The organism is Hyphomicrobiales bacterium (genome assembly GCA_039989895.1).
Lineage (GTDB): Bacteria > Pseudomonadota > Alphaproteobacteria > Rhizobiales > JACESI01 > JACESI01.
On the sequence record JBDXGY010000006.1, the window covers coordinates 360,699 to 375,141 of the forward strand.

General features: G+C 48.0%; 12 protein-coding genes. 5 read left to right on the plus strand and 7 right to left on the minus strand.

The annotated features are described in order from the left end of the window. The first annotated feature begins 130 nt into the window (after positions 1-130). Positions 131-1,426, plus strand: a complete 1,296-nt coding sequence (locus ABJ081_08320) for a cyclopropane-fatty-acyl-phospholipid synthase family protein (GenBank protein ID MEP6356673.1) — start codon at positions 131-133, stop codon at positions 1,424-1,426. On the opposite strand, the gene ABJ081_08325 is transcribed toward ABJ081_08320, so the two are convergent. The 6 genes from ABJ081_08325 to ABJ081_08350 form a co-directional block, all read right to left on the minus strand. Then, entirely contained in the window at positions 1,423-2,247 is an 825-nt protein-coding gene (locus ABJ081_08325) for a prolyl oligopeptidase family serine peptidase (GenBank protein MEP6356674.1), read from the minus strand. The genes ABJ081_08320 and ABJ081_08325 overlap by 4 nt on opposite strands. A 92-nt stretch (positions 2,248-2,339) precedes the next feature. Further along, positions 2,340-3,194 (minus strand): carboxylating nicotinate-nucleotide diphosphorylase, encoded by an 855-nt coding sequence (gene nadC, locus ABJ081_08330; protein MEP6356675.1) that lies wholly within the window; start codon positions 3,192-3,194, stop codon positions 2,340-2,342. Continuing rightward, a complete protein-coding gene (locus tag ABJ081_08335) occupies positions 3,191-4,768 on the minus strand; it encodes an L-aspartate oxidase (GenBank protein MEP6356676.1) in 1,578 nt (525 codons plus the stop codon). Before ABJ081_08335 ends, nadC begins: the two co-directional genes overlap by 4 nt. A gap of 13 nt (positions 4,769-4,781) precedes the next feature. After that, on the minus strand, positions 4,782-5,828 hold the full coding sequence (gene nadA / locus ABJ081_08340; protein MEP6356677.1) for a quinolinate synthase NadA: 1,047 nt from the start codon (positions 5,826-5,828) through the stop codon (positions 4,782-4,784). 283 nt (positions 5,829-6,111) lie between these two features. Beyond that, entirely contained in the window at positions 6,112-6,957 is an 846-nt protein-coding gene (gene fghA, locus ABJ081_08345; GenBank protein MEP6356678.1) for an S-formylglutathione hydrolase, read from the minus strand. After that, positions 6,957-8,066, minus strand: a complete 1,110-nt coding sequence (locus ABJ081_08350) for an S-(hydroxymethyl)glutathione dehydrogenase/class III alcohol dehydrogenase (protein ID MEP6356679.1) — start codon at positions 8,064-8,066, stop codon at positions 6,957-6,959. Before ABJ081_08350 ends, fghA begins: the two co-directional genes overlap by 1 nt. 199 nt (positions 8,067-8,265) lie before the next feature. Between ABJ081_08350 and ABJ081_08355 the strand changes: the two genes are divergently transcribed. After that, complete coding sequence (locus ABJ081_08355) at positions 8,266-9,264, plus strand: acryloyl-CoA reductase (protein MEP6356680.1); 999 nt, start codon at positions 8,266-8,268, stop codon at positions 9,262-9,264. 200 nt (positions 9,265-9,464) lie between these two features. Beyond that, positions 9,465-10,691 carry an acyl-CoA dehydrogenase gene (locus tag ABJ081_08360; GenBank protein ID MEP6356681.1) on the plus strand — a complete coding sequence of 409 codons (1,227 nt, stop codon included), beginning with the start codon at positions 9,465-9,467 and terminating at the stop codon, positions 10,689-10,691. Positions 10,692-10,693: 2 nt separating this feature from the next. Here ABJ081_08360 and ABJ081_08365 read toward each other — a convergent pair whose 3' ends face one another. Continuing rightward, on the minus strand, positions 10,694-11,662 hold the full coding sequence (locus ABJ081_08365) for an NAD(P)H-quinone oxidoreductase (GenBank protein MEP6356682.1): 969 nt from the start codon (positions 11,660-11,662) through the stop codon (positions 10,694-10,696). Between the two features lie 187 nt (positions 11,663-11,849). On the opposite strand from ABJ081_08365, the gene ABJ081_08370 reads away from it, so the two are divergent. After that, a complete protein-coding gene (locus ABJ081_08370) occupies positions 11,850-12,575 on the plus strand; it encodes a GntR family transcriptional regulator (GenBank protein ID MEP6356683.1) in 726 nt (241 codons plus the stop codon). 102 nt (positions 12,576-12,677) lie between these two features. Continuing rightward, complete coding sequence (oxc, locus tag ABJ081_08375) at positions 12,678-14,402, plus strand: oxalyl-CoA decarboxylase (protein MEP6356684.1); 1,725 nt, start codon at positions 12,678-12,680, stop codon at positions 14,400-14,402. Positions 14,403-14,443 lie beyond the last annotated feature (41 nt).

Here is a 14,443-nt window from a genome sequence, read left to right on the forward strand (position 1 = left end):
GCTGTTGATGAACCGACTTTATTATCTTGATATCATCACAAATAATTCAGACGGTTGATCATCAACCCTATAAAGCATAGGAGTGAGATAACAGGCAAAATAGTCTGGGGATAAACGGCTTTATAATGTCATGACAAAAAAACTCAAAGCAGCACGCGAAGCGCTAGAACATATCCATCAAACAATGGGACTGGAGTTTGGTTTCGAACTTTGGGATGGCAGTCAGGTTCCTACTCCGTCAGCGAAATCGGAACAAAATCTTAGGATACATATAGCTGACCCGGGTGTTGTAAGCGCGCTGCTCCGGCGACCAAAATTTGATACGGTTATCGATCTTTGGGTGACCAAGCGTGTGGACCTTTTAGGGGGCACATTTTTCGATTTTGCAGAAAAGCGCCCCAAAGGAAAAACCAGCAAACTTGCCAAGCAGTTATCTAAACTTAAACTTGGCAAAGCTGCCCTGCCTTTTCTGTTTTCATCATCAGGCCCCAAAAGTGCCCGTATGATGAAGAATGAAGGCGCGCGCGATGGCAGTGAAGCGTCAAACAAGAAAAACATTCAACACCATTATGATGTCTCGAATGATTTTTATGCGCTCTTTCTCGATGAGCTGATGCTCTATACTTGCGGTTATTTCACCGATTGGGATAATTCACTCGAACAGGCGCAAATCGATAAGCTGGATATGATTTGCCGCAAGCTGCGCCTAAAACCCGGCGATCGAATGCTGGACATTGGCTGCGGTTGGGGGGCGTTGATTTGTCATGCGGCAGAACATTACGGCGTTGAAGCTCATGGGGTGACCCTTTCTGAGGAACAGTTTTCTAAAGGGTTGAGACGGATTGCTGAGCGTGGATTGTCAGATCGTGCAACGATAGAGTTGAAAGATTTTTCAAAACTCACCGGAAAATATACCAAGATTTCGTCGATTGGCATGTTTGAACATGTTGGCATTCAAAACCACCGCAGATATTTTGCGACGGTGAATCGTTTGTTAGAGCCACGCGGTCTTTATCTGCATCATGCAATTACCCGACCGGGTAAAGCGACGGACAAAAAGTTCAATAAGAAACCTGCCGAATATCAGGCTCTGATTAAGAATATTTTTCCAGGCGGAGAACTCGACCATATTGGAATGAGTTTGCGAAACCTCGAGTCGAGTGGTTTTGAAGTGCATGACGTTGAAGCCTGGCGCGAGCATTATGCCCTCACGACCGATCATTGGGCGCACCGTTTGATGGCAAATGAGAAGGCGGCCATTGAAATCGCAGGCGAAGAAACTTATCGCATGTGGGTTGTCTATTTGTGTGGTGTATCTCTGGCGTTTAAGCGTGGCTCAGCTCAGATTTTTCAAACGGTGGCATCAAAGAAAACCAAAGGACCATCAGGCCTTGCACCAACCCGTGCCGAGCTTTATTCGGATTAGCGTCTGCTGAAAGCACCTGCGGCATCAAATTGTTTCCAAGCGTGCGCGATATGGGCCGCATCAAATTTATGCCCCCCTTCATGAAAACATAGGGCCAGTATTTTGCCTGAAGCGTTTTTGGTGCTTTTGCAATTCATATCAAGAGGCTTTGGTCGTTTGTTACCTTTGAATCTGCCGAATTTCGCATACATATTCATGACATCATAAACATTGCCTTGCTTGGAGCCTCGTGCATTGCGACCTGTTATAGGCACCACTGTATCGGTTGTTCCGTGCACATGCATGACGTGAGCTGGAGGTGTCTTGCAATTTTTCGGTTGCGGGTGCCAAAAGGTGCCGGCAATCGGCACGAATGCTGCAAATTTATCACCGCGTTCGCAAATCAATTGCCATGTCATCATGCCACCTGCGGATACACCCGTCATCAACAGTTTTGAACGATCAATTGGGAAGCGTTTTGTCATATCATCGATAATATTATCAAAATATCGTGCTTCTTGCTGAGCTGGTGGTGTCTTATTTTCCGGCGAATTTGGAATGTGCCAGTCGCGGCCTCGTGACTTGGGAGCAACCAGTGCTACACCAAGATCGTTTGCTGCTTTTATAAGGTTTTTATTTCGGATTGTTCCAACAGCAGTCGCGCCAAAACTATGCGCAAAGATGATTGCACCCACCGGTGTCTTGCCATCGTGATTTTCAGGCATACGGATGCGATAGTGCCGTCCATCATCTACTTTACAGTGTGATGTAGGTCCACAGGCCCATGATGGGCTCGCAAGAGATGAGAATGTTATAATCAGAACAAGAAAGACAATGCGCATAATAAGTCCCTCATAAGCCTTATGATTAGTGACTCTTTTCATAGATGCATTTCGAATCAGTGGTATTAGATGCGCAGTTTGCTAAATATTCATTAAAAGTCTAATCCCAAATCCAGCGCTTTTGCTGAATGAGTGAGAGCCCCAGACGAGATATAGTCAACACCAGTAGCGGATACGACAGCGATACGCTCCACCTTCATATTGCCCGATGCCTCGGTAATGATCCGACCTTTTGACATGCTCACGGCACTTTTCAGTGTGTCCGTATCCATATTATCAAGCAGAACTACATCTGCTTTGCCATTTTCTAAAACCTCTTCAAGCTGGTCTAGGGTGTCGACTTCAATCTCGATGCGCACCATATGGGATGCAACAGCGCGGGCACGATCAAGGACAGCGTTAATACCGCCAACTGCTGCAATATGATTGTCTTTAATCAAAATCGCATCACTCAGACTATAGCGATGATTAAACCCGCCGCCATGCAGCACAGCTTGTTTCTCAACCAGCCGCAGACCCGGAGTCGTTTTGCGTGTGCATGTGATACGGGTGTTGGTGCCTTTTGTCTCTCGTACAAAGGACGCCGTTAACGATGCAATGCCTGAAAGGCGTCCAGCAAAGTTGAGGGCAACACGCTCAGCCATTAAAATTGATGCGGCGCGCCCTTTAATGGTCATCAATGTATCACCCGCTTTGCATGGTGTGCCGTCTGGAACATGAGGGCTTATGTCCAGCGTGGGATCAACCAAACGAAAAGTGATTGCCGCAATTTGCATGCCTGATACAACGCCTGTATCGCGAGCATTCAAACGGGCTTGATACTGTATCTCAGGTGGAATAACCGCACTCGTGGTGATGTCACCATATTGACCGAGATCTTCATGCAGGGCGGCTTTGACCAACGGTTCTAAAATAATATCAGGGAGCATACTATAAGCTTCACTCATCTGCTTTCCTCCACAACATTGGCGCGTATCGACAAGGCTTCATTCAGTGTCATTTGGCTGCGTTTTGCAAGGGCATCCAAGGCATCGGGAAAATCATCGCGATAATGCCCTCCACGCGACTCTTCGCGAATAAGAGCAGAGGCTGCAATCAATGTTGCAGTCGCGGTCATATTAAAGAAAGACCAGCACTCTCTCGGCGTTGCATCTTCCAGCACAGCGATATCAAGTAATGCCCTTTTTAGGCTTTTGGCATTACGAACAACACCAACATTATTCGTCATGGTTTCGCGTAAACTTTGAACATCTTCTGCTTTGGGGTAGATGCCGCCATCGACAAATGAAATAACTGTTTTTATCGGTGTTTCAGATCTGATTTTCACTTTGCTCTTTATACTATCAGCGCATATTTGCGCATAGACAAGTGCTTCAAGCAGGCCATTGGAAGCCAGACGATTGGCTCCGTGAAGGCCCGTTGAACTAGCTTCACCACAGGCCCATAAATTACTGATACTTGTATTGCCATCCGCGCCAGTTTTAATGCCGCCCATATGATAATGCGCAGCGGCGGCAATTGGTATGGGTTCTTTAACGGGGTCAATATTTGCTTCACGACTGGCGGCGGCAACGGCGGGAAACTCGTGAATAATCTTGGCGCCAATAGCTTCGCGCGTATCAAGCATAGGTCGCAAGCCTGCTTGCGTCTGTGAAAAAATAGCGCGCGCGACAATATCACGTGGCGCAAGTTCTGCGTCAGGGTGTATCGCTTCCATAAATCGCTCACCATTCTTGTTGATAAGCGTTGCCCCTTCACCTCGTAGGGCTTCGGTTGCAAGCGGTGCTGGGTCTTTTCCAACATCAATGGCGGTTGGATGGAATTGTACAAACTCAGCATCGGCAATCATCGCACCAGCTCGTGCTGCAAAACCAATCACCTGCCCACGAATGCGTGGTGGGTTTGTCGTGATGGCATATAATCCACCTGAGCCACCACCAGCCAGAAGATAAGCAGAACCGGTAATCAAGGCGCGCTTGGAGCGGTTCTCAGATGATGTCTCCACCCAGATGCCAGTTACTTCGTCATTATCTGTTTTTAGCCCAGAGGCGATGACGCCTTCTAAGACTTGAATAGAAGGCTGGCGCAGGACCTCGGCAATCAAGGCTTCCATAATCTTGCGCCCCGCCTGATCGCCACCGACGCGCACAACGCGGGCAAAACTGTGAGCAGCCTCACGGGACAAGACGTATTTCCCCTCATCATCTTGATCAAAAGGTGTGCCGAGTTTTGTTAATGTAATGATGTGTTCACGAGCGGCTTGTGTCACGCGTTCGGCGACACTGGCATCAACGGTACCTGCACCAGCATTTACCGTATCAACCGCATGGCTTTGTGCTGTGTCTGGTGTCTCCATGGCAGCGGCAACACCGCCTTGTGCCCACGCCGAACTCGCCCCTTCGCCAAGAGCTTCAGGCGAAATCATCAATACTGGATGCGGAGCGAGTTTAAGCGCTGCATAGAGGGCGCCCAATCCGGCGCCGACAATGATAATTTGGTCGGTGGAGATAGGTGATGACAAACGATGCCCTTACTTATGAAAGCGACTTACTCATATCGAGCATGCGTTGTACCGCAAGACGTGCCTTATCCGCAATCTTTAGGTCCACTTCAACCTTCGGCTCCAAGGTATGCAATGACCATAGGATTTTTTCTAAGCTGATTTTTTTCATATAGGGGCACATGTTGCAGGGTTTGGAAAACTCGACTTCCGGCAAACCGTCAGAAATATTAGCGGCCATGGAACATTCTGTTACAAGCATTGCTTCCTTGGGTTTGTTGTCCGTCACCCAATCGATGATACCTCTGGTCGAGCCTGTAAAGTCTGCCTCTGCCACCACTTCTGGTGTGCACTCTGGGTGCGCAATAATTTTAACGCCCGGATTGAACTCACGATATTCGCGTAGGTCTTTTGCTGTGTAAAGCTCATGGACGATACAGCTTCCCTCCCACCAAACCACGTTTTTGGTGCTTTCGGCCGCCACATTTTGTGCCAAAAACTGATCAGGTGTCATAATCACTGTGTCACTATCCATGGCTTCTACAATTTTTAAAGCATTGGAGGAGGTGCAACATATATCAGAGGCGGCTTTCACTTCTGCGGTTGTGTTGACGTAAGAAACGACTGGCGCACCTGGATATTTCGCGCGCATTTCCGCAACACCTTCAGCCGTGATTGATTCTGCCAGCGAACAGCCCGCTGCCGTGTCTGGTATCAAAACGGTTTTAGACGGGTTCAAAATTTTCGATGTTTCTGCCATAAAGTGCACACCGCACTGTACGATTACATCTTCTTTAACCTCAGTCGCCTTGATAGCAAGTTCAAGACTGTCGCCGACAAAATCCGCGACACCGTGATAAATTTCAGGCGTCATATAATTATGGGCGAGTATGACGGCATCGCGCTCTTTTTTTAACTTATTAATTTCAATGACATAGGGTGCATAAGATGCCCAGTCGGCAACTGGTACAACCCGTTTCATATCTTGATAAATATCCTCGGTCGCCTGCGCTTTTTCCAAAGAGGGCGCCAGATCATAGTGATCGTTCAAGGTCGTTTTCATTTGATCTGTATCTAGCAAAGGGTTCTCCGGTGTTAGCATATCAACACATCTACTGTGCTGGCAGTGGATTCAACGTTTATCTATCAGATGAATTTGTCGATTTTGAGTATAGGGGACAATCAGTCCTTTCAAAGCTCGCGAATATCCTCATAACGCTTGCATGCAATTTATCCTATGGACCGCTTAGCCTCTAGCTCTCTTCAACTTTAAAGGCGAACAAGTTACCGCCAACCGTTCTCAACCATATTTTTGATACAGCTAATCTGGCACTTGATCAATAGGGTAAAGGTTCTTGTTCGCTCTAGCTTTTGATGGCTTTGGCATGGTGTGCGATATGTTCACCCATAAAACTGGCTATGAAGAAATAACTATGATCATATCCATCCTGCATTCTCAAAGTAAGGGGATGATCATTTGCTTCACAGGCAGCCTGCAAAAGTTCTGGCTTTAGCTGTTCTGTTAAAAAGTTATCCGCCAATCCTTGATCAACCAAAATCTCCAGTTTTTCCTCTGCTTTCGCAATCAAGGCACAGCTATCATGGGCGAGCCACTTGATCTCATCTGTTCCAAGATAACCGCCCAGTGCTTTATGTCCCCATGGCACCTTGCTTGGTGCCACAATGGGAGCGAAGGCTGAGACGGATTTATATTTACCTGGATTTTTAAGCGCAATAGACAGCGCCCCATGACCACCCATAGAGTGACCAAAAATACCAGCGCGCGTGCCATCGACAGGAAAGTTTGCATTCACCAGCGATGGCAGTTCATCGACGATATAATCATACATGTGATAATGGGTTGCAAAGGGGGCTTGCGTTGCATTCACATAAAACCCAGCCGCAAGACCAAAGTCATAAGCGCCCTCAGCATCATCGGGTACACCTTCACCGCGCGGGCTGGTATCGGGCGCGACAATCGCAATCCCATGTTCAGCCGCATGAGCCTGTGCGCCTGCTTTTTGTACGAAGTTTTCATCCGTGCAGGTAAGACCTGAGAGCCAATAGAGCACAGGAACCGGACCATTTTCTGCTTGTGGAGGCAGAAAAACGGAGAATGTCATCTCACAATTGCACGCGCTTGATGAATGCGAATAGCGCTTTTGCATGCCACCAAAACTTTTGACTTCAGAAAGAAGAGTAAGAGCCATTAAAATTCCACCACACCACGAATGCTTTCACCTGAGCGCATAAGGTCAAAGCCCTTATTGATGTCCTCAAGTGGCATTTTATGGGTAATCAATGGGTCAATCTGAATTTTTCCATCCATGTACCAGTCAACAATTTTAGGTACATCAGTGCGCCCCTTAGCGCCACCAAAGGCCGTGCCGCGCCAGTTACGACCTGTAACAAGCTGGAAAGGGCGGGTGGCAATTTCTTGGCCTGCACCTGCAACACCAATGATGATACTTGTGCCCCAGCCTTTGTGGCAGCACTCAAGCGCTTGGCGCATGACATTGACGTTGCCGATACATTCAAACGAATAGTCTGCGCCGCCTTTCGTCAAATCAACGATATAAGGCACAAGATCGCCTTCGACTTCGCTGGGATTGACGAAGTGGGTCATGCCAAATTTCTCACCCCATTCCTTGCGGGCAGGGTTGAGATCAACACCGACAATCATATTGGCGCCAGCAAGTTTTGCGCCTTGAATAACATTAAGACCGATACCACCAAGACCGAAGACAACGACATTGTCGCCAGGTTGAACTTTGGCTGTGTTGATAACCGCGCCAATGCCAGTGGTCACACCGCAACCGATATAGCAAATTTTATCGAAAGGGGCATCCTCGCGCACTTTCGCGAGCGCGATTTCAGGAATAACCGAATGCTCGGCAAAGGTTGATGTGCCCATGTAATGAAATATTTTTTCACCGCCCGCAGAAAACCGAGAGGTGCCATCTGGCATGACACCTTTGCCCTGCGTTTCGCGGATTGATTGGCAAAGGTTAGTTTTACCTGATGTGCAATAATCGCATTCGCGACATTCTGGTGTGTAAAGCGGAATAACATGGTCGCCTTTTTTAAGGCTTGTGACACCCTTGCCAACATCAACCACTACGCCTGCACCCTCATGGCCTAAAATAGCTGGGAAGATTCCTTCAGGATCTGCGCCGGATAGAGTGAATTCATCTGTATGACAAATGCCAGTGGCTTTCATCTCAACAACAACTTCGCCTTCTCTGGGTCCATCAAGCGTGACCGTTGTAACTTCCAACGGTTTTCCAGCGGCAACGGCAATTGCGGCGCGAGTTTCCATGAATATTCTCCTTATGAATAATGTATTGAAACGTAATATACATATTATCTACAAGGAGAAAAGCAGTAAGAGAGACCATAATAGGCATTGCATATTTGCTGGTTTGTTTTGCAAATCAACTGCACATGATTGATGAGAAACACTTTTCCTTAGCGTTTGAAACAGATAGAGAAGAAAGGAACAGCTAGGGAGAGCTATTATGACAAACACATTCAAAGCCATAGTGACGCGCGAAACCGAAGACGGTAAAGGTCTTTCAACTCTGGAAGAGGTGACGCGGAACGATCTGCCTGATGGTGATGTGCTCATAAAGGTTAGCCATGCGGCTGTGAATTATAAGGATGGCTTAGCGTTATCCGGTCTTGCACGCATCATCCGTGATTTTCCTCATGTCTGCGGCATTGATTTTACAGGTGAGGTCGCAGAGTCCAATCATCCAGATTATAAGCCTGGCGATAAAGTCATTGCCAATGGATGGCGCATTGGTGAAGTTTGGTGGGGCGGCTTTGCAGAATATGCAAGCGTGAAAGGCGAATGGCTCGTGCCGCTGCCTGATAATCTCACGACCATTGATGCGGCGACTATTGGAATTGCTGGCCTGACGGCAGGTCTTTCAATTCTATCGCTTCAGCATATGGGCTGTACACCAGATAAAGGGCCGGTTTTAGTAACGGGCGCTTCCGGTGGTGTTGGTTCATTTTGTGTGCGCATGCTAAAGGGGCTTGGCTACGAGGTGGGTGCCGTATCTGGGCGGCCAGAAAACGAAGCCTATCTTAAAGAGCTTGGTGCAAGCGAAGTTATCCCTAGAGAGACCTATGAAGGTCCTCTCAAAAAGCCGCTTAATAAAGAACGTTGGGCTGGTTGTATTGATAATGCGGGCGGGGGTGCTTTGGCGCAAATTTTGACAGAAGTTAAATATGGCGGCGCGCTTGCAGCGGTGGGTCTTGCGGCTGGCAGCCGTGTTGAAATCGACCTTATCACTCTCTTTGTGCGGGGTGTTTCAATACTTGGTATTGATAGTGTTCAAGCCTCGATCGAAGACCGCCAAAAGGCACTGGCGATTGTCGCAAAGACTATGGGCCCAGAAGACTTTGCTCAAATTCGCCATGACGCACCATTGTCTGAAGTGCCTGCACTTGGTAAGGCAATTCTTAAGGGTGGAGTGAAGGGTCGTGCGGTTATTGATGTGAGCAAATGATTCTTTACATGAAGTAGGTGAATTAAATTATATTATTTAAAAACAATCTCTTATTAGTATTTTCTGAATCAAAAAATCACAGAACTTGAATCAATATATGAAGTGCAAAATCAGAGCGCTGGTTTCAGGGTGATGATTTGCGTTAGACTGGATAATCCATCTGGCTTATGTTGTATAGTGCAGGATAAAGGAAAAGCATGATGCTTGATAAAGCCAAAGCCAATACACCGGAAGCAGCCCGCGCAAAGGCACCAAGTTTTGTTTGGGAAGATGCATTTTTACTGGAAGATCAACTCACTGAAGATGAAAGGTTGATCCGTGATAGCGCTCATGAATTTTGTCAAGAACGCCTAATGACGAGAGTGTTGGAGGCAAACCGGCATGAGAAATTTGATCGCGAAATATTCAATGAAATGGGAGAGCTTGGGCTTCTCGGTTCTACCCTACCTGAAACCTATGGTGGAGTGGGGGCAAACTATGTGTCTTATGGTTTGGTCGCCCGCGAGGTCGAGCGCGTTGATAGCGGTTATCGTTCAGCTCTGTCTGTTCAATCATCCCTCGTCATGTATCCAATCTTCGCTTATGGCGATGAAGCGCAGCGCGAAAAATATCTGCCCAAACTAGCAAGCGGTGAATGGGTTGGCTGTTTCGGCCTGACAGAACCGGATCATGGTTCCGACCCAGCCTCGATGGTGACCCACGCGAAAAAAGTCGACGGTGGTTATCAAATATCGGGTTCTAAAAACTGGATCACCAATTCGCCTATTGCTGATGTATTTATTATCTGGGCGAAGTCTGATGCCCACGACAATAAGATTAAAGGCTTCGTGCTTGAGAAGGGTATGAAAGGGTTGGCCACGCCAAAAATAGAAGGCAAATTTTCATTGCGTGCATCAGATACGGGCATGATCCAGATGGATGAGGTTTTTGTGCCCGATGAAAACCTATTGCCCCATGTGAGCGGTCTTGCTGGTCCTTTCGGGTGTCTGACAAAAGCACGCTATGGTATTGTTTGGGGCGCGATGGGGGCGGCTGAATTCTGCTGGCACGCGGCACGAAACTACACAATGGATCGCAAGCAGTTCGGCAAGCCTTTGGCGCAAACGCAGCTGATCCAAAAGAAACTGGCAGACATGCAAACTGAAATCTCATTGGGCCTGCAAGGCGCATTGAGGCTGGGACGCTTGATGGATGAGCACAATGCACCTGTCGAACTTGTAAGCCTGATGAAACGTAACAATTGCGGTAAGGCGCTCGATATTGCCCGCGTCTCGCGTGATATGCACGGCGGCAACGGTGTCTCAGACGAATATCACGTCATTCGCCATGTCATGAACCTAGAAGCGGTGAACACCTATGAAGGTACCCATGACATTCATGCACTGATCTTAGGTCGTGCGCAGACGGGATTACAAGCGTTTGTGTGATCTTAAAGGGTCAGAATAATCTTACCCTTATGACCACCAGCTTCCATCATAGCATGGGCTTTTGAAGCTTCTTCAAGCGGCAAAGTGACACCCGTGACAGGGCGTAGTTTGCTCTGATTAAAAAGAGGCCAAACCTGCTCGCGCACACTTTTTGTAATTGCTGCCTTTGACGCATCCGATCGTGAGCGCAGCGTAGAGCCGGTAAAGGTAAGTCGTTTCAGCATAATCGGCATCAAGTTGATCTCCACCTTGGAGCCTTGATTGAAAGCTAGTTGTACAATACGACCATCTGCACGCGCTGCTTTGATGTTGCGGGCAATATAGTCACCGCCAACAATATCCAAAATGATATGGGCGCCACCAGCCTCCTTCACCACCTCAACGAAATCATTATCGCGGTAGTTGATGGTTGTGTGAGCGCCAAGCTCTTTGCAAAAGGCAGCATTTTCATCTGAAGAGACTGTAGTAAAAACATTTAAACCGAGCGCAGCACCCAGTTGAATGGCGCTCGTGCCAATACCGCCAGCACCCCCATGTATCAGAAAATTAATGCCTTCAGGGATGTCATGCCCCATAAAGATGTTGCTCCAGACCGTGAAGTAAGTCTCAGGCAAACCGGCGGCGTCAATACCTGAAATGCCATCAGGAATGGGCAGGCAATGACCAGCATTTACGGCTACATATTCCGCATAACCACCACCATTGGTGAGGGCGCAAATTTTGTCGCCAACTTTCCATTCACTTACATCTGCACCGCATTCAACAATTTCGCCGGATATTTCGAGACCAAGAAGATCAGAGGCGCCTTTGGGTGGGGGATAGTGTCCGCGCCGCTGAACAAGGTCTGGGCCATTTACACCGGCAGCTGATACTTTTACCAATACTTCATTGGCGGTGATAGACGGTTTTTCTCGTTCACTCATCGCTAAAACATCGGCAGCACCCGGTGTCGTGATCTCGATAACTTTCATCCTTAGTCCTTTAAAAAATCATATGCGGAACGGTATTGACAGCGCCATTTTAATTATGTGGTATACCACATAATTGTATTCCGTAAAGTTAAGTACCATGCACGCGCCAAGGCAAAAACTAAGCGTGTATGAACTGGTTATAACAGATAAAAAGACACCCGACAGAGGTGTTTAGGAGTTGGGCTTCATGTCGATCAGCGACAAACTAAAACCAATACCAAGCTCTTTTACCTTGAAGGATCATATCCACGAGGTTTTGCAGGCTGCCATCATCGACATGAATATTTATGACGATGATACTGACCTACGTCTTGATGAGCGCAAAATGGCAGCGCAACTGGGTATTTCCAGAACGCCTATCCGTGAGGCATTGGTGCGTCTTGAGCAAGATGGATTTGTTGAAATTCAACCGCGCAAAGGTGTGTTTGTGCGCCGCAAATCATTGCAAGAAGTGCTGGAGATGATTGTGGTGTGGGCTGCACTCGAAAGCATGGCAGCCAGACTTGTGACTGAGAATGCGAGCGATGGCGAATTGAGCTCATTGCGTAAAATGGCCGCAAAACACAGCGCCAGCACTTCGCGTGCCGATATTGAGGAATATTCAGAAGCCAACATCAAATTCCATCAGCGTATATTAGAGCTATCCAAATGTTCAATGCTGAAAAATACGGCGGATGGTTTGTTTTTGCATATGCATGCCGTGCGCCGTAGGGCAATGGGCGAGAGCGATCGTGCCCAGCGTTCAGTTGTCGATCATATGGGTATTATCAAAGCTCTTGAAACACGTGACGCCGACTTGGCAAGTCAGCTTGTGCGCGAGCATACCATGCGGCTACACGACCATATTGATAGCACATGGACGAAGCTGGAAAACGAAACCAAAAAGATCTCGCATCTCGATGAAGCGAGTTGAGAGGCGAATTTAGTTAAGTAAATGACTCAGTATTAAATCGCATAAGGTTTCGACCAAGGCCAAGGCAAGGCAGGTCGAGCATATCAAGGGAAAGCGACAGCAATGACAAAACGTACACCGCAAGAAGAAACAGGACCATTGACGGACGGCTTTCATCTTTTGATCGACGCACTCAAGCTCAATGATGTTGAGACTATTTATGGTGTTCCGGGTATTCCCATCACGGATTTTGGTCGTATGGCGCAGGCTGCGGGCATTCGAGTGATTTCGTTTCGCCATGAACAAAATGCAGGCAATGCGGCAGCGATCGCGGGCTATCTGACTAAGAAGCCAGGGATTTGTCTGACAGTTTCTGCGCCTGGGTTTTTGAACGGGCTGACGGCACTTGCTCATGCTACAACCAATTGCTGGCCAATGATATTGATTTCTGGCTCGTCGGAGCGTGAAGTTGTTGACTTGATGCAGGGTGATTATGAAGAAATGGATCAACTCGCCATCGCTAAGCCACTGTGTAAGGCGGCTTATCGCATCTTGCATGCTGAAGATATCGGCATTGGTGTGGCGCGTGCTATTCGTGCTGCGGTTTCTGGTCGACCAGGCGGTGTTTATCTCGATATTCCGGGCAATCTACTGGGGCAGGTGATGGATGAGGCTGCTGGCGCACAATCCCTCGTCAAGGTGATTGATCCTGCACCTGCGCAAATTCCAGCACCCGATGCTGTGCAGCGTGCAATCGATGTGATGAGGGGTGCAAAAAAACCGCTCATTATTCTCGGCAAAGGAGCAGCCTATGCCCAAGCGGATGATGATATTCGCGCCCTCGTTGAAAAGAGTGGATTTCCCTATCTTCCCATGAGTATGGCCAAGGGCTTGTTACCGGATAACCATCCACAATCAGCAAGTGCAGCGCGTTCTATGGTGCTGAAAGAATCCGATGTAGTGATTATGATTGGTGCGCGTTTGAACTGGCTCTTGTCACATGGCAAAGGCAAACAATGGGGACCGCCGGGGTCAAAGAAATTCGTGCAAATCGATATTGAGCCAAAAGAAATGGACAGCAATGTCGAGATCGCTGCTCCATTGGTCGGCGATATAGGCTCGTGTGCTTCTGCCTTGTTAGCCGCCATGGGTGAGGCGTGGCAAAAACCAGCAGAAGAATGGACTGGTGCGGTAAAGACAAAAGTCGAGATCAATGTGGCGCGCATGGCGCCCAAACTCCAAAACAACAATATTCCGATGGATTATCACGCAGCCCTCGGCGCGTTGAAAACCATCATCAAGGAGCGACCCGACGCGATTCTTGTTAATGAAGGCGCCAATACGCTCGATTTTGCCCGCTCAATCATCGACATGTATCAGCCGCGCAAGCGCCTTGATGTGGGGACTTGGGGGGTCATGGGTGTTGGTATGGGATCTGCCATTGCCGCCGCTATTGAAACTGGCAAGCCTGTTTTAGCGGTTGAAGGCGACAGTGCCTTTGGCTTTTCTGGCATGGAGGTAGAGACCATCTGCCGGTATAATCTACCTGTTTGTGTGGTGATCTTTAATAACAATGGCATCTATCGTGGAACCGACGTGAATAAATCGGGTGGCTCAGATGTTGCCACCACCGTTTTCGTTGAAAATGCACGTTATGACCTGATGATGCAGGCCTTTGGCGGTGTCGGTGTTCACGTTACAACACCGGATGAATTGAGCAGCGCCGTCAATGAAGCAATGGATAGCGGTAAGCCAACCCTAATAAATGCTGCCATTGATCCTGCAGCAGGGAAAGAAAGCGGTAATATAGGCAATTTGAATCCGCAAAGTGTGGTCTCAAAAAAATAATCTTGGGAATTAATCCCGCATGTGCGGGTAGAATAGAGGAA